The organism is Nonomuraea sp. MTCD27 (assembly GCF_041950495.1).
Taxonomy (GTDB): domain Bacteria; phylum Actinomycetota; class Actinomycetes; order Streptosporangiales; family Streptosporangiaceae; genus Nonomuraea.
In genome coordinates, this window is the sequence record NZ_JBGNUW010000004.1 from 210573 (window position 1) to 233345 (window position 22773).

General features: G+C 67.7%; 21 protein-coding genes. 10 read left to right on the forward strand and 11 right to left on the reverse strand.

Features of this window, described 5'->3' with window-relative positions; all coding sequences use genetic code 11:
* Positions 1–336: 336 nt before the first annotated feature.
* From ACBJ59_RS13155 to dnaA, 5 genes are all read right to left on the reverse strand, one after another.
* On the reverse strand, positions 337–999 hold the full coding sequence (locus ACBJ59_RS13155; RefSeq protein ID WP_375110433.1) for a DUF721 domain-containing protein: 663 nt from the start codon (positions 997–999) through the stop codon (positions 337–339).
* On the reverse strand, positions 989–2233 hold the full coding sequence (gene recF / locus ACBJ59_RS13160) for a DNA replication/repair protein RecF (protein WP_375110434.1): 1245 nt from the start codon (positions 2231–2233) through the stop codon (positions 989–991). The genes ACBJ59_RS13155 and recF overlap by 11 nt, the downstream gene beginning before the upstream one ends.
* Before the next feature lie 65 nt (positions 2234–2298).
* On the reverse strand, positions 2299–3243 hold the full coding sequence (gene gnd, locus ACBJ59_RS13165) for a phosphogluconate dehydrogenase (NAD(+)-dependent, decarboxylating) (RefSeq protein ID WP_375110435.1): 945 nt from the start codon (positions 3241–3243) through the stop codon (positions 2299–2301).
* Positions 3244–3288: 45 nt separating this feature from the next.
* Positions 3289–4428, reverse strand: coding sequence for a DNA polymerase III subunit beta (gene dnaN, locus ACBJ59_RS13170; protein ID WP_364111874.1), 1140 nt, complete (start codon positions 4426–4428; stop codon positions 3289–3291).
* 543 nt (positions 4429–4971) lie between these two features.
* Entirely contained in the window at positions 4972–6552 is a 1581-nt protein-coding gene (gene dnaA, locus ACBJ59_RS13175; RefSeq protein WP_375110436.1) for a chromosomal replication initiator protein DnaA, read from the reverse strand.
* Positions 6553–6999: 447 nt separating this feature from the next.
* Here dnaA and rpmH point away from each other — a divergent pair, with 447 nt between their 5' ends.
* The 8 genes from rpmH to ACBJ59_RS13215 all read left to right on the forward strand — a co-directional run bounded on the left by rpmH (position 7000) and on the right by ACBJ59_RS13215 (position 14279).
* A complete protein-coding gene (gene rpmH / locus ACBJ59_RS13180; protein WP_020547366.1) occupies positions 7000–7137 on the forward strand; it encodes a 50S ribosomal protein L34 in 138 nt (45 codons plus the stop codon).
* A gap of 59 nt (positions 7138–7196) precedes the next feature.
* Positions 7197–7559 carry a ribonuclease P protein component gene (rnpA, locus tag ACBJ59_RS13185; protein WP_364111578.1) on the forward strand — a complete coding sequence of 121 codons (363 nt, stop codon included), beginning with the start codon at positions 7197–7199 and terminating at the stop codon, positions 7557–7559.
* Positions 7556–7837 (forward strand): membrane protein insertion efficiency factor YidD, encoded by a 282-nt coding sequence (gene yidD / locus ACBJ59_RS13190; protein ID WP_375110437.1) that lies wholly within the window; start codon positions 7556–7558, stop codon positions 7835–7837. The genes rnpA and yidD overlap by 4 nt, the downstream gene beginning before the upstream one ends.
* A gap of 4 nt (positions 7838–7841) precedes the next feature.
* Entirely contained in the window at positions 7842–8792 is a 951-nt protein-coding gene (gene yidC, locus ACBJ59_RS13195) for a membrane protein insertase YidC (RefSeq protein WP_375110438.1), read from the forward strand.
* 20 nt (positions 8793–8812) lie between these two features.
* Complete coding sequence (locus ACBJ59_RS13200) at positions 8813–9301, forward strand: R3H domain-containing nucleic acid-binding protein (RefSeq protein WP_364111584.1); 489 nt, start codon at positions 8813–8815, stop codon at positions 9299–9301.
* A gap of 395 nt (positions 9302–9696) precedes the next feature.
* On the forward strand, positions 9697–10368 hold the full coding sequence (gene rsmG, locus ACBJ59_RS13205) for a 16S rRNA (guanine(527)-N(7))-methyltransferase RsmG (RefSeq protein ID WP_375110439.1): 672 nt from the start codon (positions 9697–9699) through the stop codon (positions 10366–10368).
* Between the two features lie 137 nt (positions 10369–10505).
* A complete protein-coding gene (locus ACBJ59_RS13210) occupies positions 10506–11441 on the forward strand; it encodes a ParA family protein (protein WP_375110933.1) in 936 nt (311 codons plus the stop codon).
* Positions 11442–13316: 1875 nt separating this feature from the next.
* The gene (locus tag ACBJ59_RS13215; RefSeq protein ID WP_375110440.1) at positions 13317–14279 is read left to right on the forward strand and encodes a ParB/RepB/Spo0J family partition protein; all 963 of its coding nucleotides are present in this window, start codon (positions 13317–13319) and stop codon (positions 14277–14279) included.
* 998 nt (positions 14280–15277) lie between these two features.
* Here the strand turns inward: ACBJ59_RS13215 and ACBJ59_RS13220 are convergent.
* The 3 genes from ACBJ59_RS13220 to ACBJ59_RS13230 all read right to left on the reverse strand — a co-directional run bounded on the left by ACBJ59_RS13220 (position 15278) and on the right by ACBJ59_RS13230 (position 19627).
* Positions 15278–16324: a threonine aldolase family protein gene (locus ACBJ59_RS13220; RefSeq protein WP_375110441.1), complete on the reverse strand. Its 1047-nt coding sequence runs from the start codon at positions 16322–16324 to the stop codon at positions 15278–15280.
* A gap of 810 nt (positions 16325–17134) precedes the next feature.
* A complete protein-coding gene (locus ACBJ59_RS13225; RefSeq protein WP_375110442.1) occupies positions 17135–18097 on the reverse strand; it encodes a D-alanine--D-alanine ligase in 963 nt (320 codons plus the stop codon).
* A gap of 204 nt (positions 18098–18301) precedes the next feature.
* Positions 18302–19627, reverse strand: a complete 1326-nt coding sequence (locus tag ACBJ59_RS13230; RefSeq protein WP_375110443.1) for a PLP-dependent aminotransferase family protein — start codon at positions 19625–19627, stop codon at positions 18302–18304.
* Between the two features lie 176 nt (positions 19628–19803).
* Between ACBJ59_RS13230 and ACBJ59_RS13235 the strand changes: the two genes are divergently transcribed.
* Positions 19804–20421: a GNAT family N-acetyltransferase gene (locus ACBJ59_RS13235; RefSeq protein ID WP_364111594.1), complete on the forward strand. Its 618-nt coding sequence runs from the start codon at positions 19804–19806 to the stop codon at positions 20419–20421.
* A 67-nt stretch (positions 20422–20488) separates the two neighbouring features.
* Here the strand turns inward: ACBJ59_RS13235 and ACBJ59_RS13240 are convergent, their stop codons facing one another.
* The gene (locus ACBJ59_RS13240; protein ID WP_375110444.1) at positions 20489–20854 is read right to left on the reverse strand and encodes a DoxX family protein; all 366 of its coding nucleotides are present in this window, start codon (positions 20852–20854) and stop codon (positions 20489–20491) included.
* A 107-nt stretch (positions 20855–20961) separates the two neighbouring features.
* On the opposite strand from ACBJ59_RS13240, the gene ACBJ59_RS13245 reads away from it, so the two are divergent.
* Positions 20962–21339: a helix-turn-helix domain-containing protein gene (locus tag ACBJ59_RS13245; protein ID WP_364111598.1), complete on the forward strand. Its 378-nt coding sequence runs from the start codon at positions 20962–20964 to the stop codon at positions 21337–21339.
* A gap of 98 nt (positions 21340–21437) precedes the next feature.
* Here ACBJ59_RS13245 and trxA read toward each other — a convergent pair whose 3' ends face one another.
* Positions 21438–21752: a thioredoxin gene (gene trxA / locus ACBJ59_RS13250; protein WP_364111600.1), complete on the reverse strand. Its 315-nt coding sequence runs from the start codon at positions 21750–21752 to the stop codon at positions 21438–21440.
* Between the two features lie 11 nt (positions 21753–21763).
* A complete protein-coding gene (gene trxB / locus ACBJ59_RS13255; protein ID WP_375110445.1) occupies positions 21764–22696 on the reverse strand; it encodes a thioredoxin-disulfide reductase in 933 nt (310 codons plus the stop codon).
* Positions 22697–22773: the final 77 nt, after the last annotated feature.

Here is a 22773-nt window from a genome sequence, read left to right on the forward strand (position 1 = left end):
CCGCGGACACGCGGCGGGGGAGGCGATCGATTGCAAAAGCTGCCCCTGCCGTGCCCGTCACCGTCGTGAGTGCCCCGATGCGCGGTCACCCAGGGGAGTCGGCTTGCTGCCGGGGTGACACGCAAGCGGACGTGTCCGGAATCCTTTTTCATTCTACCGCTTCCGGAGGGCCAAAGTGGCAATGAACGCGCCTGTGATGCCCTCTAGCTCGTTTTGCCCCCAGGCAAGCATCCCCCCTCCGGAAAGGGGGCTTCTCGCGTCTGCGGCTGTCTGATCGCCCCTCGGCGCCTAACCGTGGCACTGGAAGTGCCTGCTGCGGGCAGCAGCTGGACGCTGCTATCCATAGGTGTCGCCGGGGCCTCGGCTTCCGGTCACCCGCAATCCACCAGATGGACGCGGAGCGTTCTGCGGGCCTCTGACCTTGACTTTCTTGACCGTTCCGTCGCCGAGCTCCTCGTTCAGCCTGCGTACGAGGGTGCGCGCGAGCAGCCGCACCTGCGTCGCCCACGCCGTCGAATCGGCCACCACCAGCACCTCGCCGTCGTCGAACGACTCGGGCTTGGTGTGGGCGGCCAGGTCAGGGCCGACGATGTCGATCCAGCGCCCGAACACCGCGCCGACCGCCGCCGACCGCTCCCAGCCGCGATCGGCCAGCAGGTCGGCGATCGCGCGTCCGAAAAGCTGGGGATCGCCGCCCTCCCGGCTCGGCCCCCTGCTCTTGCGCCTGGGCTCGCGCCGGGGGAGCTGGCCGCGCTTGGCCGCGTCGGCCTTGGCCTGCGCGAGCTTCTCCCTGGCCATGGCCACGCCCTTGGCCGTCGCGTTCTCCCCGCCCCGGCCCTCGCCACGCCCGGTACGCGCGGAACCCGCCTGCCCCTCGCCACGCCCGGTACGCGCGGAACCCGCCTGCCCCTCGCCACGCCCGGTACGCGCGGAACCCGCCTGACCGTCACCGGACCCAGGACGCGCGCTCGACGAACCGTTCACGTCGTCACCGGACACGGGTCACGCTCCCCTCCGCGACGTCGAACCTGCCCCCGGCCAGCTCCTGCGGCACGTCGTCCGGCACGGCCGCCGTGATCAGCACCTGCTCGGCCGGCGCGACGATCTCGGCCAGCCGCCGCCTGCGCTGGCTGTCGAGCTCGGCGAACACGTCGTCGAGGATCAGCACGGGATCACCTCCGTCGGCCCGCAGCAGGTCGTAGGCGGCCAGCCGCAGCGCCAGCGCGAACGACCACGACTCCCCATGGCTGGCGTAGCCCCGGGCGGGCAGATCGCCGAGCCCGAGGATCAGGTCGTCGCGGTGCGGCCCGACGAGCGTCACGCCTCGTTCGAGCTCCGCCGGGCGGACCTCCAATAGCCGCTCCCGCAGACGTTCTTCAAGGGTTTTCCCCAAGTCTGTGGATAACGTCTGTGTATCGAAAGATCCCCGCTCACCGGGGACTTCGCCCTCCGATTCACCCTCAGCCGCATCCCCACCTGTGGACAACGTGCTGCGGTAGGCCAGCGTCGCGGGAGCGCTCGCCGGGGCCAGCGCGGCATAGGCCCCGGCCACCAGCGGGCGCAGCGCCTCGATGAGCTCCAGCCGCGCCCGCAACAACTCGGCGCCGTGCCGGGCGAGGTGGGCGTCCCACACCTCCAGGGTGCTCAGCACGTCTCCAGCGCCCGCCGAGGCGAACCCGCTGTCGCTCTCCTGCCGCCGGGGGCTCCTGGCGCCCCTGCGGGCCTGCGCGGCCGTGCGCAGCAGGGCGCCGCGCTGCTTGAGCACCCGGTCGTAGTCGGCGCGCACGCCGGCGAACCTGGGGGTCCTGGCCACCAGCAGGTCGTCGAGGAAGCGGCGGCGCTCGGACGGGTCGCCCTTGGACAGCGACAGGTCCTCGGGGGCGAACAGCACCGTGCGCAGCAGGCCGACGACGTCGCGGGCCCTGGGCACGGGGGAGCGGTTGAGCCGGGCGCGGTTGGCCCGGCCCGGGTTGATCTCCAGCTCGATCAGCGCCCGCCGGTCGTCCCTCTGGACGGCGCAGCGCACGATCGCCCGCGCGGCCCCCTGCCGCACGAGCGGCGCGTCGCTCGCCACCCGGTGGCTGGAGTGCGTCGCGACATAGCCGAGGGCCTCGACCAGGTTGGTCTTGCCCTGGCCGTTGGGCCCCACGAACGCCGTGACGCCCGGCTCCAGGCCGAGCTCCACGGACGCGTAGGACCGGAAGTCGGTCAGCGAGAGGTGGGCGACATGCACCCCACGAAGGTTAGTGGGCCCCGCGGGTCACCGGGGTCACCGGCATGCGTTCCTGTGGAAAACCGTTAGCGATCGATCTCGCGCGGCGGTGTCACGTCAGCGCCGGGCGCGTCGGCGCCCTTGCCGGTGCTGCCCTCCGCCGAGGTGATGGCGTGGCCGCCGAACTGGTTGCGCAGCGCCGCCACGACCTTCATCGCCGGGGAGTCGTCCTGGCGGGAGGCGAACCTCGCGTAGAGCGCGGCGGTGATGACCGGCAGCGGGACCGCGTGGTCCACGGCCGCCTGGACCGTCCACCGGCCCTCGCCGGAGTCCTGTGCGTAACCGCGGAGCTGTTCGAGGTGCTCGTCGTCGTCCAGCGCCCGCACCATCAGGTCGAGCAGCCAGGAACGGATCACGGTGCCGGTGCGCCAGCTGCTGAACGAGCCCTTGACGTCCTTGACGACGTCGGAGGCCTCGAGCAGCTCCCAACCCTCCGCGAACGCCTGCATCATGCCGTATTCGATGCCGTTGTGGACCATCTTCGCGAAGTGGCCGGCACCGACCTCGCCCGCGTGGACGAAGCCGTCCTCGCCCTCGGGCTTGAGCGTCTCGAAGATCGGCATGAGCCGGTCGACGTTGGCCTTGTCGCCGCCGCACATGAGCGCGTAGCCGTTCTTCAGGCCCCAGACGCCGCCGCTGACGCCGCAGTCGACGAAACCGATGCCCTTCGTGGACAGCTCGGCGGCGTGCTTCTGGTCGTCGACGTAGTGGGAGTTGCCGCCGTCGACGACGATGTCGCCCTCGTCGAGCAGCTCACCGAGGTCGTCGACGGTGGTCTGGGTGGGCTTGCCGGCGGGCACCATGACCCAGATCGCGCGCGGCGCCTCCAGGCGCTCCACGAGCTCCTTCAGGCTGCCCACGTCGCTGATGGCGGGATCGCGGTCGTAACCGACGACGTCGTGACCGCCGCGGCGCAGGCGCTCGGCCATGTTGCCGCCCATCTTGCCGAGTCCGACCATGCCGATCTGCATGTCTCCTACCCCCTTGTCAGACTTCCATCATCCCCGATGACAGGTTCAGCCTGACAGGCGGATGGGCATGATCAGGTAACGGTAGTCGGTAACGGCTCCGTCCTCCACAGGCTTGCCACCGGTGAGGATAGCGGGCTTCGTCGATGTGGTCATCTGCAGCCGCGCGACGTCGGAGTCGATCGCCCCCAGCCCTTCCAGCAGGAACTGGTGGTTGAAGGCGATGTTCATCTCCTCGCCCTCGTAGTCCACCGGCAGCGCCTCCACGGCCTGCGCCTCGTCGCCGCTGCCGGCCTCCAGGACGACCTCGCCGCTCCTGAACGCCAGACGTACCGGGGTGTTGCGCTCGGCGACCAGGGCCACGCGCTTGACCGCCTCGACGAACGGGCCTGTGGACAAGTCGGCGCGGGCGGAGAACTCGGTGGGCAGCAGCGAGCGGTATTTGGGGAACTCGGGGTCGAGCAGGCGGGTCGTCGTACGCCGTCCGGCGCTGGAGAAGCCGATCATGCCCTCGCCGGTGCCGCCGGCCGAGCTGAGCGCGACCTCCACCTCGGCACCGGTCGCGCCCAGGGCCTTGGCCGTGTCGGCGAGCGTCTTGCCGGGGATCATCGCGATGGCGGCGAAGTCGGGCTGGCCCGGCTGCCACTTCAGCTCGCGTACGGCCAGGCGGTAGCGGTCGGTCGCGGCGAGGGTCACCGTGTCGCCCTCGATCTCCATGCGTACGCCCGTGAGCATCGGCAGCGTGTCGTCCCGGCCCGCGGCGACGGCGACCTGGCCCACGGCCGAGGCGAACACGTCGCTCCCGACCCGGCCCGCGGCCGGCGGCATGGCCGGGAGGGAGGGGTAGTCCTCCACAGGCATGGTGAGGAGTGTGAATCGCGCGCTGCCGCACGTGACGACCGCCTTGGCGCCTTCCACCACGAAATCCACAGGCTGTGCGGGAAGCGCGCGCGTGATCTCGGCGAGCAGCTTGCCCGAGACCAGGACGACGCCGGGCTCGCCGGTGTGGAGCTCGAGCGTCACCTCGGCGGAGACCTCGTAGTCGAAGCCGGACAGCTTGAGCCGCTGCTCCTCCGTGACCTCCAGGCGCATGCCGGCGAGTACGGGCACCGACGGACGCGCCGGGAGGCTGCGTGCCGTCCATGCCACCGCCTCAGCGAGGACGTCTCGCTCGATTCGGAACATCACGGTCATCAGCCTCCTGGGTTCGTCGTTGATTCAAGGATCTCAAGGATCCACCCTCCCGGACTCGCGCTCCGGGAGAACCCCTCTATGGGTCTTTGAGTTTCTTAGTTAGAGAGATAAGAGGTCATCACACTAGGGGCTGTGGGAACTGTGGACAACCGGCGTCCTGGCTGGTCAGCGGCCCTATTTTCATCCACTGGGGATGTGGGTGAAGCCTGGGGAGAACTCTCGCGCCTGGGGATGGAGATTCTTCGCCCACAGGCCGTCCCCAGATCTTGGTGCCTTCATCCACGGCCAACCGGGGGTTATCCACGAGGTTTCCACAGGTTGTCCACGGGGTAAAAGGGGCGCTTTTGGAGCCCCAGATCGACTGTTCACAGTCCGTCCACACGTTGTCCACTGGTAGTCCCCAAGTTCTCCCCAGGATGTCCCCAGCACTGTCCCCAGCCAATGTGGACGGATTTTTCCCGGCATTGTGGGGCGAACGTCGGCCGTCTTTTCGCGTTTGCGCTGGTCCACAGTGTTTTCCACAGGCTGTGTATGACTTCAAGATCCACGCTGTGTCTGCTTGATCCGCATTGTCAGCTCGTTGACCTGGTTGTACATCGACCTGCGCTCCGCGATGAGCGACCGGATCTTGCGCTCGGCGTGCATGACGGTGGTGTGGTCGCGGCCGCCGAACTGCTGGCCGATCTTGGGCAGCGACAGCTCGGTCAGCTCGCGCGCCAGATACATGGCGATCTGCCGGGCGTTGACGAGCGCCCGGCTGCGCGAGGTGCCGCAGAGGTCGTCGATGCTGATGCCGAAGTATTGGGCGGTCTCGCTCATGATGGCCGCGATCGTGATCTCGGTGTCGGACTCCGAGGTGATCAGGTCCTTGAGCACCACCTCGGCCAGCTGCAGGTCGACGCCCTGCCGGTTGAGGCTGGCGAACGCGGTCACCCTGATCAGCGCGCCCTCGAGCTCGCGGATGTTGGTGGAGATGCGGCTGGCGATGTATTCGAGCACCTCGGGCGGCGCGGCCAGGCCCTCCTGGATGGCCTTCTTCCTGAGGATGGCGATGCGGGTCTCCAGCTCCGGCGGCTGGACGTCGGTGATCAGGCCCCACTCGAACCGGTTGCGCAGCCGGTCCTCCAGCGTGATGAGCTGCTTGGGCGCCCGGTCGCTGGAGATGACGATCTGCTTGTTGGCGTTGTGCAGCGTGTTGAAGGTGTGGAAGAACTCCTCCTGCGTCTGCTCCTTGCCCTCCAGGAACTGGATGTCGTCCACGAGCAGGATGTCGATCGCCCGGTAGCGGCCGCGGAACCCGTCGGCCTTGTGGTCGCGGATGCTGTTGATGAAGTCGTTGGTGAACTCCTCGGAGCTCACGTATCTGACCCGCGCGCCGTCGTACAGGCTTTGGGCGTAATGCCCGATCGCGTGCAGCAGGTGCGTCTTCCCCAGCCCCGAGTCTCCATAGATGAAGAGAGGGTTGTACGCCTTCGCCGGCGACTCGGCCACGGCCACGGCCGCCGCATGGGCGAACCGGTTGCTGGCACCGATGACGAATGTCTCAAATGTGTACTTTTGATTGAGCCTGGCCGGTTCGCTGGGCTTGTTGCTCTTCGCCTCCCACCGGTTCGGCGCCGGTTCCGGCGCCTTCTCCACAGGCGGTGTGTACGGCTGCGCCTGTTCAAAAGAGAAGCCCGGCTGTGGATATTCGGTGGATATCTGGGGTGGCTCCGGCTGTGGAGAATAGAACTGCGGCGGCTCCGAAGCCTGGTTGTGCTGCGGTTGCACCGGCTGTGCATAACGCAGCTGACTCTCCACACCTTGGGGATAACTCTGAGTCACAGGCTGTTGATGGGGGTCAATGGCCGGCTGCTCGGGGGCCGTCGTGTCGATCATCACGGCCAGCCGCATGGTCCGGCCGAGCTCCTGCGACAGCGCGTGCGCGACCAGCGGGCGCAGTTTGCCCTCGATGAGGTCCTTGAGGAAGTCGTTGGGGACGCCGAGCACGATCGTGTCGTTGGCCAGCGCGATCGGACGCACCATCGACAGCCAGGTGCGCTGCTGGATCGGCACGTTCTCGTTGAGGAAGTTGCCCAGGGCCCTCGCCCATACCGTGCCGAGGTCGACACCGTTCATGGTGCGGCTCCCCCTCCTTCCTCTCGCGGCCCCCCGCGATCGTTTATCCACATGGCACGGCCGCCCACGATGCTCGGCGACCCCTTCGTCCACACGTGGCGGCCGGGCTTCCCGCCCACGCCCTCCACAGGAGATCCACAAGCTGTCCACAGGGGTTGAGCGGGCCCGAAAGGGCCGACAGTATCTATGTGCACAGCTGTGTTCAAGACGTTGTCCACAGCCTAGTGGCACGAGGGTGCACATACTGTGGACGTGGGGCCACCGGTGGAAAAGTGGCCTGTGGAATAGTGGATGACCCGTCCGGTTTGACCTGGGCGGTGCTTGGCCCGTAACGTACGACGGTCGGCTTGTCACGCGACGGCTATTTCGCGTGCCCTCGCTTCTTTGGCAGGCCACCCATGTGTGTTAGGCGCCCCTGCGGCGCACCATCAAGCCTGGAGCCCACCCGTGAGCAAGCGTACTTTCCAGCCGAACAACCGTCGCCGCGCGAAGACCCACGGCTTCCGGCTGCGGATGCGCACCCGGGCCGGTCGCGCCATCCTCGCCTCTCGTCGCCGTAAGGGCCGCGAGAAGCTGTCGGCCTGATCGCCCTGCGCGACAACAGCCCGCCGGCGGTTCACGCCGGCGGGCGTTAGACGTATACGGTGCTGTCCCGTCAATCCCGCATGCGACGCGGGGAGGAGTTCGAGGCGGCGGTCAGGCGCGGCAAGCGCGCCGGTCGCCCGACTCTCGTGGTGCATTTCACCATTTCCGGGGAAGACCAACCTCTGGTGGGTTTCGTGGTGAGCAAGGCCGTCGGTGGCGCCGTGACCCGGAACAAGGTCAAACGACGGCTCCGACACCTGATGCGGGACCGTCTCGACCGGCTGCCGCGAGGTAGCCTGCTTGTGGTACGCGCCAACCCACCGGCCGCGTCCGCGCGATTCGAGCAACTGGCCGCCGAACTCGACGTCGCGCTGGATCGTTTGCTCAGGCGGCGCGAGTCCTCGACGGGTGGACAAATATGACGGAGCAACCGCTAGGGGTGGCACCGAGCATCGCTGCTCGGGTGCTCATCATCCCCATCCGGTTCTATCGGGCGTTCATCAGCCCGCTGCTCGGTCCACGCTGCCGGTTCTATCCGTCGTGTAGTGCTTACGGACTCGAGGCGATTGCCGTACATGGAGCATTGCGCGGCACATGGCTGACTGTCCGGCGCATCGGGCGGTGCCACCCATTCCATCCCGGAGGTATAGACCCGGTGCCCCCACGCCCGGTCCGGTCCCACGAAACGCAAGGGAGATAGCTCGGTGGAGCTGTCCTGGCTGAGCTGGCTGTACCAAGCCGTAGCCCAAGTCATCATCTGGATCCATACTGCATACAGCACGGTCCTCAACCCGGACAGCGGGCTGACCTGGGCGTTGACGATCATCACGCTTACCGTGTTCATGCGGATCCTGATCTTCCCGCTCTTCCTGAAGCAGATGCGCTCGTCGCGGAAGATGCAGGAGCTCGCCCCCAAGGTTCAGGAACTGCGTAAGCGCTACAAGAACGACAAGCAGCGCATGAACCAGGAGGTCATGGCGCTCTACCAGGGCGCGGGCGCCAACCCGCTCGGCGGCTGCCTCCCTGTCGTCGCCCAGTTCCCCATCTTCATCTCCATGTTCACTGTGCTGCAGAACATGGCCAACGGTCACGCCAAGTACGGCATGACCAAGGAGCTGGTCGACAGCGCCCGGTCCGCGCACATCTTCGGCGCGCCGCTGCCCGCCAACTTCTTCATGTCCTCCGCGGACATCGCGGGCTTCGACGCGGGCGTCGTACAGACCAAGGTGGTCCTGGCGATCTTCGTCGCGGTCAGCTCGCTGACCACGTTCCTCACCGTTCGGCAGAGCGTCACCCGCTCCATCGCCCAGATGCCGGACAACCCCATGGCGCAACAGCAGAAGATCCTGATGTACATCTCGCCGCTGTTCGCGTTCTTCAGCCTGAACTTCCCGCTCGGTCTGATCCTGTACTGGGTCACCACCAACGTGTGGACGCTCGGTCAGCAGCACTGGTTCTACAGCCGGCACCCGATGCCGCAGTACGACGCCAAGGGCAACGTGATCCCGGTCGAGGAGAAGCCCGGTCTGCTCGCGAAACTTCGCAAGACCACTCCGGAAGAACAGGCCCCTCCGCCCCCTCCGGAGCCTAAGATCATCAGGCAGCAGCCGAGCAGGCAGTCCCGCAGCAAGCGCACCGGCAGCAAGAAGTCTTGAACACGAAGGAGAGGCCGGCCATGACCGAGGCCGAGCAGGAGAAGGCTCCTGATCTCACTGCGCTGGAGCAGGAGGGCGAGATCGCTGCCGACTACGTCGAGGGCCTTCTCGACATCGCCGACATCGACGGCGACATCGACATGGACGTCGAGGGCGACCGCGCGCTGGTCTCCGTCGTGGGGCTCAAGGGCACTGAGCTGGTCGGGCCCGCGGGAGAGGTCCTGGAGGCGCTGCAGGAGCTGACCCGTCTGGCCGTGCACCGGCAGACGGGGGAGCGTTCGCGGCTGATGCTCGACGTGGCCGGTTACCGCGAGCGTCGGCGGGCGGAGCTGACCAAGCTCGGCACCGAGATCGCCAGCCAGGTCAAGGAGCGGGGGGAGCCGAAGTCGCTGCACCCGATGACCCCGTTCGAGCGCAAGATCGTCCACGACGCCGTGGCCGCCGCCGGGCTCCGGAGCGAGTCCGAGGGCGAGGAGCCGCAGCGGTACGTCGTGGTGATGCCGGCCTGAGGGCCGGGGGTTCGCCTCGTCGACTGAGGGCGTGGTGGCTCCACTCGATGCCCGCCACCTGTCTTCGATCCGGCCGTCTGCCCGCCGTCGCGCGGGGTAGACGGCCGTTTCGCATTTATGGGCCTTCGTCCCCATGTAAGGCGCTTGCTGTGCTCATGCTCTCTTAAATGCTGACATGTCGTTGTTAACGCTCCCGCGCGGAGCCGTGCGGACGGCGCGCTCACCGGCCACCTTTACCCCGGCCCGCTAGTCTTCCCTTGTGATCTCACCCTTAGCCTTGGGTAGAGACCGGACTCGAATCCTTAGACCTGTCCCTGAATCATCGAAGCCGGGCGACGATCCCGTGCCGACACGCCGATCAAAGGGCCACCAGCCCCAGAAAGGGCCACCGACCAGTGAGCGATCAGCTTCCGGAGCCGCCGGACATAGCGCGGGACGTCTTCGCGGGGGAGGCTTGGAATCGTGCCCACGCGTTCGCCGAGCTGCTGGCGGGCCCCGGTGTCGTCCGCGGGCTGCTGGGTCCGCGGGAGGTGCCGCGGATCTGGGATCGCCATCTGCTCAACTGCGCGGTCGTGGCCGAGGTCGTGCCGCCGGACGTACAGCTGGTGGACATCGGCTCCGGTGCCGGGCTGCCCGGGTTGGTCCTGGCCATCGTCCGGCAGGACATCAGGGTGACGCTGCTGGAGCCGTTGCTGCGCCGTACCGTGTTCCTGGAGGAATGCGTCGAGGCGCTCAAGCTGGACAACGTCGAGGTGTTGCGCGGCCGGGCCGAGGAGCTGGCGGGCAAACGTGAGTTCGACGTCGCCAGCGCTCGTGCGGTGGCGCCACTCGACCGCCTCCTGACCTGGGCCATGCCGCTGCTCCGTGAGGGCGGCGAGCTGATCGCCATGAAGGGGGAGCGGGCCGCCGGCGAGCTCGCCGAGGCGGAGGCGCAATTGCGGGCCAGCGGAGCCCGAACGGCCGAGCTTGTGACCGTCGGGCACGGTAAGGTCGAGCCGCCTGCAACATTGGTTCGGGTGGTAGCGGGTCGCGCGCCGGAGCGAGATAGGCGGCGACGAAGGAGGTGACGGTTATGCCAGTCGCGTCAAGCGGTCTTGGCTGGCCGGACAGCCGTCCGTCTGAGAGTCCAACCGGGGTTGGCTGGCCCGAAATGGGCGTGTCGCGACAGCAAATTCCCGGCACCGGCACACCACTGGTTGAAAGGATGGCCATCGTGACCCAGACCCCCCTGAACCCCGGTGATTCGCCGTTGGTACGAGAGGCGCTCAGCTCAGTGGTTTCACGTGAAACATCTGCAACCCAGACGGCCGCCCAGCCCGGCGAGACAGCTGGCGACGGAGACGGCACCTGGCCGCGCCCGTCCAAGACGAGAGTGATCGCGGTGGCCAACCAGAAGGGTGGCGTGGGCAAGACGACCACCTCGGTCAACATCGCCGCCGCCCTGTCCATGCATGGCGAGCGCGTCCTTGTGGTGGACCTCGACCCGCAGGGCAACGCCTCCACGGCTCTGGCCACGGAGCACCGTGGCGACGTTCCAGATGTGTACCAGGTGCTTGTTGACGACCTGCCCATGGCGGACATCGTCAAGCAGGTGCCGGAAATGCCGAACCTCTATTGCGCGCCTGCCACGATCGACCTGGCGGGTGCCGAGATCGAGTTGGTCTCCTTGGTCGCCAGAGAGGCCCGCCTCCGGCGCGCGCTGGCGGCGTACGAAGCGATGGACTTCGACTACATCATCATCGACTGCCCGCCCTCCCTCGGCCTCCTGACCGTCAACGCTTTGGTCGCCGCGGACGAGGTCATGATCCCGATCCAGTGCGAGTACTACGCCTTGGAGGGCCTCGGCCAGCTCCTCAGGAACGTGGACCTGATCAAGGCCCACCTCAACCCGACGCTGCGGCTCTCGACCATCGTCCTGACGATGTACGACGGCCGTACCCGGCTGGCTTCGCAGGTGGCGGACGAGGTGCGGGCGCACTTCGGGGACACGGTGCTCAACACGGTGATCCCGCGCAGCGTCCGGCTGTCGGAGGCGCCGAGCTATGGGCAGTCTGTGATGACGTACGATCCGGGGTCCAGCGGAGCGATGGCGTACATGGACGCGGCCCGCGAGATCGCCCACCGCGCCATGGTCGCCTGACCTTTCTGCGGGGATCCTTCTCTGAGCCGATCTTGTCACTTCTCCCTCTGGGCAGGCCGCACGGCGACGGCCTGAACGCTTCGGCCGCCCGGCCTGCCTGAGGCCTTCTCTCGGTCCGGTCTCGGTCGGTGGCCGGGCCGCGGGGTGTCGTGCGGGCATGCCCGAGGGGTTGGCTCAGAGGGGTTGGGCTCGGCGACGGCGATGAGGTGTGGCGGGGGAGCAAGGCGAGGCTAGTCGGGCGCGTACGGAGGACTGGGCGCCCTGGCCGGCACGCTACGACGGGCGGCGGTCTCACGTGATCTGCCTGACGCTTGCGACGGGGCGGGGGAGTACGGCGGTCTGGCCGACCCGTAACTGGTGAGGCCGGGCGGCGCCGGAGCTGGACGCCTGCCGCGGGGGCGTCGTGAGGTGCTGTCTGCCACGCGTGACGGATGGTGTGAATCGCAGGGGCACGACGAACCGAGCCGGAGCGATACCGGGCTGCGCTGGGTGGTGACGGGTAGAGCGTCGTCGAGTGAGCTTGCGTGCTCGCGGTGTCGATGGTGGTGCTGATGGTGGTGACCATGGAGGCGCGTAGCGGTCATTGTCGTTGGCAGGGGCCTTGCGAGGCCGGGGTCAGGCTGCGCGACGGCACAAGGGCAGTGCGTCGATCATCCAGGACTTGTGCTGACATGCGCACGGCCGGCAGCCCAGCAACGTCAGCCGGGCTACTCTCATCCGGCCGTTCCCCTCCAACTTCCGCCTCCGTTCAGTTGCCCCATCCGGCCGCTCCTGCGCGGCTGTGTCTTGGCGGCTCTCCCTGCTCGGTCCACTCCCGCGCGGCTGTAGCCGTTCCGACTGCCCCTGCCCCGCTGTCCCTACCCGACTGCCCTTGCCCGGCTGCTCCCGTCCGGCCGCTTCCGCGCGGTTGCCGCGCCCCCGCCGCGTTTGGCTGGCTGCGTTTGTCTGGACGGGGGCATCCGACCGTGATCCGCCGGACGGTCGGAGCGGGCACGTACCGCCCCAGCCGGCCGTCGACTGGTCGGGTGGCTGGCAGTGGGCGGGGCGGTGCATCGCCGGGTGCGGCGTGTGCAGTCGGCGGATGAAAGGGGAGCCGGAGCGCGGTCACAGCCTGGCAACAACGAACCGACCCCTCGCACGACAGAACCGAGCCGGGATGGGGGCGAGCAGGCTGGGCCGGTGCGTTGGAACAAGGGGCGGCGGCCCGTCCCGGGAGATAGTGGGGCGGTAGGAGAGGGGAGATGGCGCGTCGGCCCGAGCGGACTGAGCGTCCTGCCACACCCACCGCCCTGCCACACCCACCGCCCTGCCACACCCACCGCCCTGCCACACCCACCGCCCTGCCACACCCACCGTCCTGACACACCCACCGTCCTGACACACCCACCGTCCTGACACACCCACCGTCCTGACACACCCACCGTCCTGACACACCCACCGTCCTGACACACCCACCGCCCTGCCACACCCACCGTCCTAACGCCTCACTGTCCTAGCAATCCCGCCGTCCTGACGCCCCCGCCGTCCTGACGCCTCGACACTGGCCCACCATCAGCGCACCATCCCACCAGTGCCGACCACTCCAATCGCCTCACACCCACCATCCTCGGGCGCCGCACCGTCCGCTCAGGCCAACCCAACCTTCGTAGGTCGGCCCAAAGGTGGATGGTGGGAGTTGCGGAGCGGGGGGTGGTTTTGGGGCATGGCTGGGTCGAGGGCGGGGCATCTTGGGGCTCAGTCACGAGTTGGGCAGATTTGTGACCGTGTCGGTGTAAATCCAACGGGACGGTGTGTGGCGAGAAGACGCCTCGTCGGGTCTGCGACGGTAACCTCTCCTGGAGTGACCGGAATCGACCGGGTGGATGAGGAGACGCAGTGAGTCAGCAGCGGCGGGGATTGGGCAAAGGACTCGGGGCGCTCATCCCGACCGGTCCTATCGTTGACGGCACGGGGGCGGTGCCGTCTCCGGCTAACGGTTCAACGGGGGAGACTGGTCCGAAGCCGATTGCGGGTGCGTACTTCAAGGAGGTTGCTCTAGCAGCGATCGTCCCCAATCCGCGCCAGCCGCGTCAGGTCTTCGATGAGGAGCGCCTCAAGGAGTTGGCGGCATCCATCGAAGAGGTCGGTCTTCTGCAGCCGATCGTGGTCCGGTCTGTGGGTGGCGGGCAGTATGAGTTGATCATGGGGGAGCGGCGTTGGCGGGCGTGCCAGCGGGTTGGCTTGGATCCGGTTCCCGCGATCGTCCGCAACACCCAGGACACTGACCTTCTCCGAGACGCGCTTATCGAGAACCTTCAGCGCGAGCAGCTGAACGCTCTTGAAGAGGCGGCGGCGTATCAGCAGCTTCTTGACGACTTTCAGGCAACCCACGATCAGCTTGCCAAGAAGGTCGGTCGCTCTCGCTCCCACATCACCAACACTCTCCGCCTTCTGAACCTCCCCCCTGAAGTCCAGCGCAAGGTTGCCGCACAGGTCATCAGCGCCGGCCACGCCCGGGCGCTCCTGGGGCTCAACAGCCCGGAAGAGCAGATCAAGCTCGCCAAGCGGATTGTGGCGGAGCTTCTCTCGGTCCGGGCGGTGGAGGAGATCGTTGCCATGGGCAGTGCCGAGGCGGCTCAGAAGGCGCCTCGTGAGCGCCAGACGGCCAAGCCCACGGCGCCGGGCCTCACCCATCTCGCCGACCGCCTCTCGGACCACTTCGAGACCAAGGTCAAGGTGGATCTGGGGCGGAGGAAGGGCCGCATCGTCGTGGAGTTCGCCACGATTGACGACCTTGAGCGCATCATCGGCACCATGGCACCGGAAGCAGTTCGAGCGATGCGGGAAACCGAGGACTGATTGACCGGTGTGGGGTGAGTCGATGGGTGGGTGGGTTGGCGGGCTGACGAAGCGGGCGGCTGATGCGGCGGTTGATGTGGTGATGGGTGGGTGCGCTGATGGGACTGGCGGGCGGGCTGGTTAGTTAGTGGGCTGGGGTCGGCTTTCCGTTGTTTCACGTGAAACACGCCGCCAAGTCGCCCCGGCCCGAGTGTCGCCGTGGATGAGGGTTCTTCGTCAGTGGTTGTTGGGTTGGTTGCCCTGTTGTTGTCTGGCGACGCTTCCCCGCGTTACCGGTCGATGAGTTCTGGGGCCAAGCATCTCGGCGGATGGCAACGTCTCACCGGGAGCCGCGTCTCTTGTCTGCAGCTGCACCCCCTCACCGGGCGTCGCGGATCTCGCCGAGCGTCGCGTCCCGGTCGGGGCGTCGCGTCCCGGTGGGTACCGCGTTCTGGTCGAGTGCCGCGTTTCGGTCGGGTGCCGCGTCTCCGACCGGGAACGGCGTAGCTCGGCAGTTGTTATGCCTTGCCGAGGGACGTGGGTTGAGGTGCTTTGGCTTACGGCTCACCCCCACCGGATGATGGCCGAACGCAATGGACTTTCGGATGCCACAGCTCTCCCGGTGGATCAATCCCTCACGGCGGACGCCGTAACTCGCCGGGGATGCGAGGTATGGCGCGAGCGAGTTGCGAGTTGCGAGTTGCGAGTTGCGCGGTAGCTCAGCTCGCTGGCGGGCGGGCGCGTGCCGGGTCCCCTTGTGGAATCTGCTGAGTGCTTTCGCTGAAGAGCTGGACGGCTGTGCGCCACCTTCTCGGCCTGAGGAGGTGGAGGCGTTTCACGTGAAACATGCGGAGTGACCGGGCGCGTGGAGGGCGACGAAGTTCGCGGTCGCTGGGCCGGGTCGGGGCGTTGTTGGTGTGCCAACGGAAGTGGTGGCCGCGGTGGGAGAGCGGCCCTTGGAAGGCGGCGTGTTTCACGTGAAACAGCGGGGTTGGTGGGCGGCGGAGAGGGTGGCTGGGTTACACGGCGGCGGCCTTGTGGATGTCGTCGAGGAAGTCGTCCACGTGTTCCGGGGTCGTGTCGAAGGCGGTCATCCAGCGAACCGTGCCGGCGGCCTCGTCCCAGTAGTGGAACAGGTAACGCTGTCTGAGCGTCTCGGCGACGGCGGGCGGGAGGGTCGCGAAGACGGCGTTGGACTCGACCGGGTACGCCAGCGAGACGCCAGGGATGTCCGCCAGTCCATCTGCGAGGCGTACGGCCATCTGGTTGGCGTGCTGCGCGTTGCGGCGCCACAGGTCGTTCGTCAGGAGAGCGGAGAGTTGGGACGAGATGAAGCGCATCTTCGAGGCGAGTTGAAGAGACTGGCGGCGCAGGAACGGCACGGCGTGTGCGAGCGACGAATCGAGAACCACCACGGCCTCGGCGGCCAGGGCGCCGTTCTTGGTGCCGCCGAAACTGAACACGTCCACCCCGGCGTCCGTGGTGATCGCCCTCAGGTCACACTCAAGGTAGGCGGCGGCGTTGGCGAGCCGGGCGCCGTCGACGTGGAGGCGTAGGCCCGACTCGTGTGCTGCTTCGGCGAGGGCGGCGATCTCGGCGGGGGAGTAGCAGGTGCCGAGTTCCGTGGCTTGGGAGATGGAGACGACCGTCGGCTGCACTTCGTGGGGATTGCCGATCCCGCCCAGGCGTGACGTGATGTCGGCGGGGCGGAGCTTGCCGTCCTGGGTCGCGACCGTCATGAGTTTCACCCCGAGGAGACGCTCCGCCGCGCCGGCCTCGTGGGTGGCGATGTGGGCGCTGTCGGCACAGATGATGGCGTTGTAGCGGCCGAGCATCAGGGCCAGACCTACCATGTTGGCGCCTGCGCCGTTGAGGACCGCGAAACCGTCCGCGCCTGGGCCGAACGTCTCCTTGATCTTGGCTTCGAACGCCGACGTCCAACTGTCATCGCCGTAAGCTGGCGCGTCTCCGTGGTTCGCCGCGGCCATGGCTTCGAGGATCGCCGGGTGTACGCCTGCGTGGTTGTCGCTGGCGAAGCTCTTGGGGTACATCGAATCGATCAGCACACGGTAAGGCTACTTACAGAGGTGTGGCTTGCACCTCTGCGGCTGCCGGTCCTGGCAGGTGCCTCCTGCCCTGGTGACCGACCGGTGCTGGTGGGTTGGCGTAGCGGTGGGAGACGACGGGGGATGGGTGGCAGTCGCCGGTGTGGGAGAGGTGGCGGCGGAGTTGGATGCGGCGCCGTGCGGAGCTTTGGTGGCGGCCGAAGGGGGTGTGGGGGAGAGGCATCGGGCGGTGGCGGGGTTGGGCTGCGGGGAATCGGTGGTGACGGAAATTGGGTGGTGGTGGGTAGCGAGGTCGCGGGGGTCGCGAGATGGAAGCGGCGGGCAAGCGCAAGTCAGTCTGGTCGCCGGCGGAAGGCTTTGGTGGGGGGTTGGGGCCGGTGGGTTAGGGCGCAGATGGCAGTGTGGATTGGAGCGGCGGATGGGGCGGTGGCTTACGACGGCAGAGGGGGCCGGTGGCTTGTGGCGGTGGCGCGAGGTGGCGGCGGGGGGATGAGTCGCAGAATTGGAGACGCAGGGGAGGCGGGTAGGCGAGCTGAGGTCGGCGGAAGGCGGGGGCGGCGGAGGCGGAACGCTCGGAGCGGTGGGAAGCTCGGGTTGGGTGGCTGGGGTGGTGGGCGGTGGGAAGGCTCGGGTTGGGCGGCTGGGGAGCAGTGGGCGGTGGACGGTGGGCGGTGGGTTGTTCGCGGTGGCTGCTTGCGTGGTGTTGCCCTAGCTCTGCGACCCGAGTGTTGGATCCGCGCGTTGGGGTGTGGCGCGTGCCGAAAATGGCGCCGTGTACCGCGGGCGCGGGCCCGCGTCAGAGCCGAGGGGTCAGGGGGTGGTGTGGGTGCGGGTGGCGGCGATCTGGAGGAGGGTACGGCAGAGCTCGCCCAGGTCGCGGCCGGCGGCTTCGGCGGCCATCGGCAGGAGAGAGGTCTCCGTCATGCCGGGCGCCACGTTGACCTCCAGGAAATGCGGCACCCCGTCACCGTCGACGATCAGGTCCGTACGGGAGATGTCCCGCAGGCCGAGAGCGGTGTGGGCGGTTACCGCGGTCTCCGCGCAGGCGGCCGCGGCCTGGGCCGAGAGGCGGGCGGGGGCGAAGAACTCCGTGTGGCCGGCGGTGTAGCGGGCCGCGTAGTCGTAGACGCCCTCGTCGGGGACGATCTCCACGGCGGGCAGGGCCACCGGGCCGTTCCCGAGGTCCACGACGGAGACGGCCACCTCCACGCCTTCGACGTACCGCTCGATCAGCGCCGTGTCGCCGTACGCGAAGCAGCCGACCATGGCGGCGGGCAGTTCCTCGGCCGTGCGGACGAACGAGGCGCCCAGCGCCGAGCCGCCGCGCGCCGGCTTGACGAACAGGGGGAGGCCGAGGTGCTCCACGATGCGGCCGAGGACCACCGTGGCGCCGAGGTCGTGGAACGTCTCCTTCGGCAGCGTCACGGACTCGGGCGTACGCAGGCCGACCGAGCGGACGACGGCCTTGGCGGTGGGCTTGTCGAAGGCCACCCGGCAGGCGTCCGGGTCGGCCCCCACGTAGGGGACGTTGAGGAGCTCCAGCACGGAACGGATGGCGCCGTCCTCACCGGCGCCGCCGTGCAGCGTCACGAACACCGCGTCCGGCGGGTCCGCCAGGATGGAGGGGACGAGGGAGGCGTCGGTGTCGCGGGCCTCGACGTCGACGCCCGCCGCGCGCAGCACCTCACTGACTCTGCGACCCGAGCGCAGGGAAACCTCTCGCTCATAGGAGAGGCCTCCGGCCAGCACGAGCACGTGGCCCAGATCGCTCATCACATCTCCTTCGCTGATCGCACGCTGTCCAACCGTACCGGCGTCGGGGGCGAATGGTGTACGGGAGGTGCTTTCTCCGGCGATCCCAGCCCATCTCAGCCATACGGTAGAGGGATTCTTGGAGTTCGCCAGGAAAATTCGTCAGTGAAAGAGAGCCGGCGTCGTGCGGTTTGCGCGACGCCGGCCCTGAGAGGCGGTGGGTGGCTAGGCCAGGTCAGGCCCCGGCGTGTCCACGCCCTGGTGGTCGCGCGCGGTGGCCGTTCCGAAGGTGTCCCTGAGCTGCATCTCCTGGTCGATCACCCCGGCCAGCCGGCGCACCCCTTCGCGGATGCGGTCGGGCTCGGGGTAGCAGTACGACAGCCGCATGTGCCGGGCCCCGCTGCCGTCGGAGAAGAACCCGGTCCCGGGCACGAACGCCACCCGCTCGGCCACGGCCCGCGGCAGGATCGCCTTCGAGTCGAGCCCTTCCGGCAGCGTCGCCCAGACGAAGAAGCCGCCCCCAGGTCGCGTCCACGTGACCTCGGGCGGCATCAGCGATTCGAGCGCGTCGAGCAACGCGTCCCGGCGTTCGCGGTAGAGCTCCCTGAACGTCTTGATCTGCTCCTGCCACGGCTGCGTGGTCAGGTATTGGCCCACGGCGAGCTGCGTGAACGAGGAGTGGGACAGCACCGCGGACTCCATGGCCAGCACGAGCTTGTCGCGGATGGCGTGCGGCGCCAGCGCCCAGCCGACGCGGAAGCCGGGGGCGAGCGTCTTGGAGAACGAGCCCAGGTAGACCACGCCGTCGGGGTTGTCGGCCCGCAGAGCGCGCATGGGCTCCCCGTCGAAACCGAGCAGCCCGTACGGATTGTCCTCGATGATCAGGATCCCGGCCCGCTGGCAGATGTCGAGCACCTGCTGCCGGCGGGCGATGTTCAGCGTGACGCCGCCGGGGTTGTGGAAGGTCGGGATCGTGTAGAGGAACTTGATGGGCGCGCCCGCCGTCTCCAGGGCATAGATCGTCTGCGCCAGAGATTCGGGCACGATGCCCTGATCGTCCATGGCGACATGTACGACTTTGGCCTGGTAAGCGGAGAACGTCCCCAGGGCCCCCACGTACGAGGGCCCCTCGGCCAGCACCACGTCGCCCGGGTCGATGAAGATCCGGGTGATCAGGTCGAGGGCCTGCTGCGAACCGACGGTGACGACCACGTCGTTCGCCCCGGCGTGAATCCCCTCAAGCCGCATGACCTCGCAGATCTGCTCCCGCAGATGCGGATCACCCTGGCCGGAGCCGTACTGCAGCGCGACCGGGCCGCGCCGCGTGACGAGGTCGGAGACCAGCTCGCCGACCATGTCGAGGGGAAGAGCCGTGACGTACGGCATGCCGCCGGCGAGCGAGACCACCTCGGGCCTCGACGCGACGGCGAAGAGAGCTCGGATCTCGGAGGCGACCATCCCGGTAGCTCGCGCGGCGTACCGATCGACGTATGCGTCGATGCGCGACCCTTGGGTCGCGGGTGTCTGACCGTGATCCAGCTCTTCCGTCACGGCCCACCTCCTAGGTGTCATATCGGACTGAAATACCAGATTACGCCAGACGGACATGTCGCACGTGACCGGGCTCGACCGTCGTGGTGTCCGCTGGCGGCATCTTCACTGAGCTACGATGCCACCTGTAGACGCGGTTTTCGCGCGCTTTTCCGGGTCAACGATAGGGGCCGTAGTTGTCGCGCCGGCTGGTCAACATAACCCTGGACAATCTTGAAGATCTACCCCGCCGCTGCCGTAGGTGTGTGTTCTGGGAGCTCGATCCTATGAGCGGCGAACGCGCGGTGGAGTCGGGCGATCCCACGCTGGAGAAGGAAGCCTGGCTCTCCGGCACGCTGCTGGAGTGGGGGAGCTGCGGGAAAATCGCCTACGTCGACGGGGTGCCGGCGGGGTTCGTCCTCTACAGCCCGCCGCTGTACACGCCGCGTTCCGTGGCATTTCCCACCTCCCCGGTCAGCGCCGACGCGGTGCTGTTGATGACGGCGCACATCATTCCCGAGTTCTCGGGTGGCGGGCTCGGGCGGATGCTGATCCAGGGAGTGGCCAAAGACCTCACGCGGCGCGGGGTGAAAGCCATTGAAGCTTTTGGGGACCTCAAGTGGGAAGAGCCTAGTTGCGTAGTACCAGCGGAATACTTGCTTTCTGTGGGGTTTAAGACCGTTCGTCCGCATTTGCGATTTCCGCGGCTCCGGCTGGAACTCAAGAGCGCCGTCTCATGGCGCGAGGACGTCGAGGTGGCCTTGGAGCGGCTCCTGGGGTCCATGAGCCCGGAACGCGCCCTACGTCCCGTCTGAGAGCCGCTCAGAGCCGCACGGACCAAGATCCTGGCCGGGGGAGCGCCGCCACCGGCCAGGAACCGGCTCAGAGCCAGGTGGTCCCCAGCCAGACGGCCGCGCCCGCGGCGGCCAGCAGAACGATGTTCAGCCCGATCAGCCGGGCCTCCCCGCGGGAGAGGTGCAGGGCGATGCCGCCGACCTGGATCAGGAAGAGGCCGATCGCCGCGGCGACGGCCAGCCAGGGCGCGATCCCGGTGAGCGGCGGCAGGATGAGACCGATGGCGCCGAGGAGTTCCAGCACGCCGATGGTCCGGACGAGCGGCATGGGAACGCGGTCGACCCAGCCCATCATCGGCTGGAGCCGTTCCTTGCTCTGGACGACCTTCTTGCCTCCGGCGTAGAGGTACATCACCGCCAGAAGCGCGGCAACGATCCAGTAAGCGACGTTCATGTGGGCTCCGAGGTAGTTGGTTACCGTTCGTAAGTTGCCTCATGATGCGTCACTATTGAGAGCCTTACAAAAGGCACACGCGTGTGCGTCAGGCACAAGGGGCTGTCATGTCGCAGTACGAGCACACCTGCATGATCCGCGGAGACGGCGGCCGGACGATCCGCACGATCCTCGACCGGATCTGCGACAAGTGGACCCTGCTGGTCGTGGCGACGCTCGACGAGGAGCGGCTGCGGTTCACCGACCTGCATCGGCAGATCCCCGGGATCTCCCAGCGGATGCTGACGCTGACGCTGCGGAACCTGGAGCGCGACGGCCTGGTCTCCCGGACGGCGTACGCGGAGGTCCCCCCGAGGGTCGAGTACGCGTTGACCCCCACCGGCCGGAGCCTCATCCCGCCCGCGCTGGCCCTCGCCAGCTGGGCCATCGACCACATCTCGGACATCGAGGCCAGCAGAACCGCCTACGAGACCCGGACCGGATGACCTCATGAAAGACGCGAAGAGGCCCCGGCCACAATGGGCCGGGGCCTCTTCGCATGTGAGGACCTACGGGTCGAAGCGCGCCCGAAAAGAGATCACCGTTAGATGATGCCCTCGAGCTCGCGCAGCAGCATGGCCTTCGGCTTGGCACCGATGATCTGCTTCACGACCTCGCCGCCCTTGTAGACGTTCATCGTCGGGATCTGCAGCACACCGTACTGGCGCGGGACCTCGGGGTTCTCGTCGATGTTCAGCTTGACGATCTCCAGCTTGTCGCCGTGCTCGTTGGCGATCTCCTGCAGGATGGGCGAGACCTGACGGCACGGGCCGCACCACTCGGCCCAGAAGTCGACCAGCACGGGCTTGTCGCTCTTGAGGACCTCGGACTCGAAAGTGGCGTCAGTGACAGCCTTCACGGTGCGCTCCTTTACTTCTCGTTGTTGGCGAGCCAGCGCTCGGAGTCGAGCGAGGCCGCACAGCCGGTGCCGGCCGCGGTGATGGCCTGGCGGTAGGTGTGGTCCACGACGTCACCCGCGGCGAACACGCCGTCGATGTTGGTCGCCGTGGTCGGGGCGGCCACCTTGATGTAGCCGTCGTCGTCGAGGTCGATCTGGCCCTTGACCAGCTCCGTACGGGGATCGTGGCCGATCGCCAGGAACAGCGCGTCGGTCGCCAGCTCGCACTCCTCGCCGGTCTTGACGTTGCGCAGCTTCACGGCCTCGACCTTGGTGTCACCGAGCACGTCGACGACCTCGGAGTCCCACACGAAGCGGATCTTGTCGTTCGCCAGGGCCCGGTCCTGCATGATCTTGCTGGCCCGCAGCGTGTCGCGGCGGTGCACCACCGTCACCATGCGCCCGAACCTGGTCAGGAACGTGGCCTCCTCCATCGCGGTGTCGCCGCCGCCGACGACCACGATGTCCTTGTTGCGGAAGAAGAACCCGTCACAGGTCGCACACCAGGACACCCCGTGACCGGACAGCCGCTTCTCGTTGTCCAGGCCGAGCTCGCGGTAGCCGGAGCCCATGGCCAGGATGACCGACTTGGCGTAGTAGGTCTCGGAGTGGGTCTTGACGACCTTGGGGTTGGCGTTGAGGTCGACCTCGATGACGTCGTCCGCCACCAGCTCGGCACCGAACCGCTCGGCCTGCTTGCGCAGGTTGTCCATGAGGTCGGGGCCCATGATCCCGTCGGGGAACCCCGGGAAGTTCTCCACGTCGGTGGTGTTCATGAGTGCCCCGCCGGCCGTGACGGAGCCCTCGAAGACCAGCGGCTGGAGCTCGGCGCGCGCGGAGTAGACGGCCGCGGTGTAGCCAGCTGGGCCGGACCCAATGATGATCACGTTACGAACGTCGCTCAACGCTCCACGCCTTCCTCGTCTGCTGTTGCACCGGCGTCAACAGATCCTAGGCCGCCGTGATTCCCAGCCCTACCCAG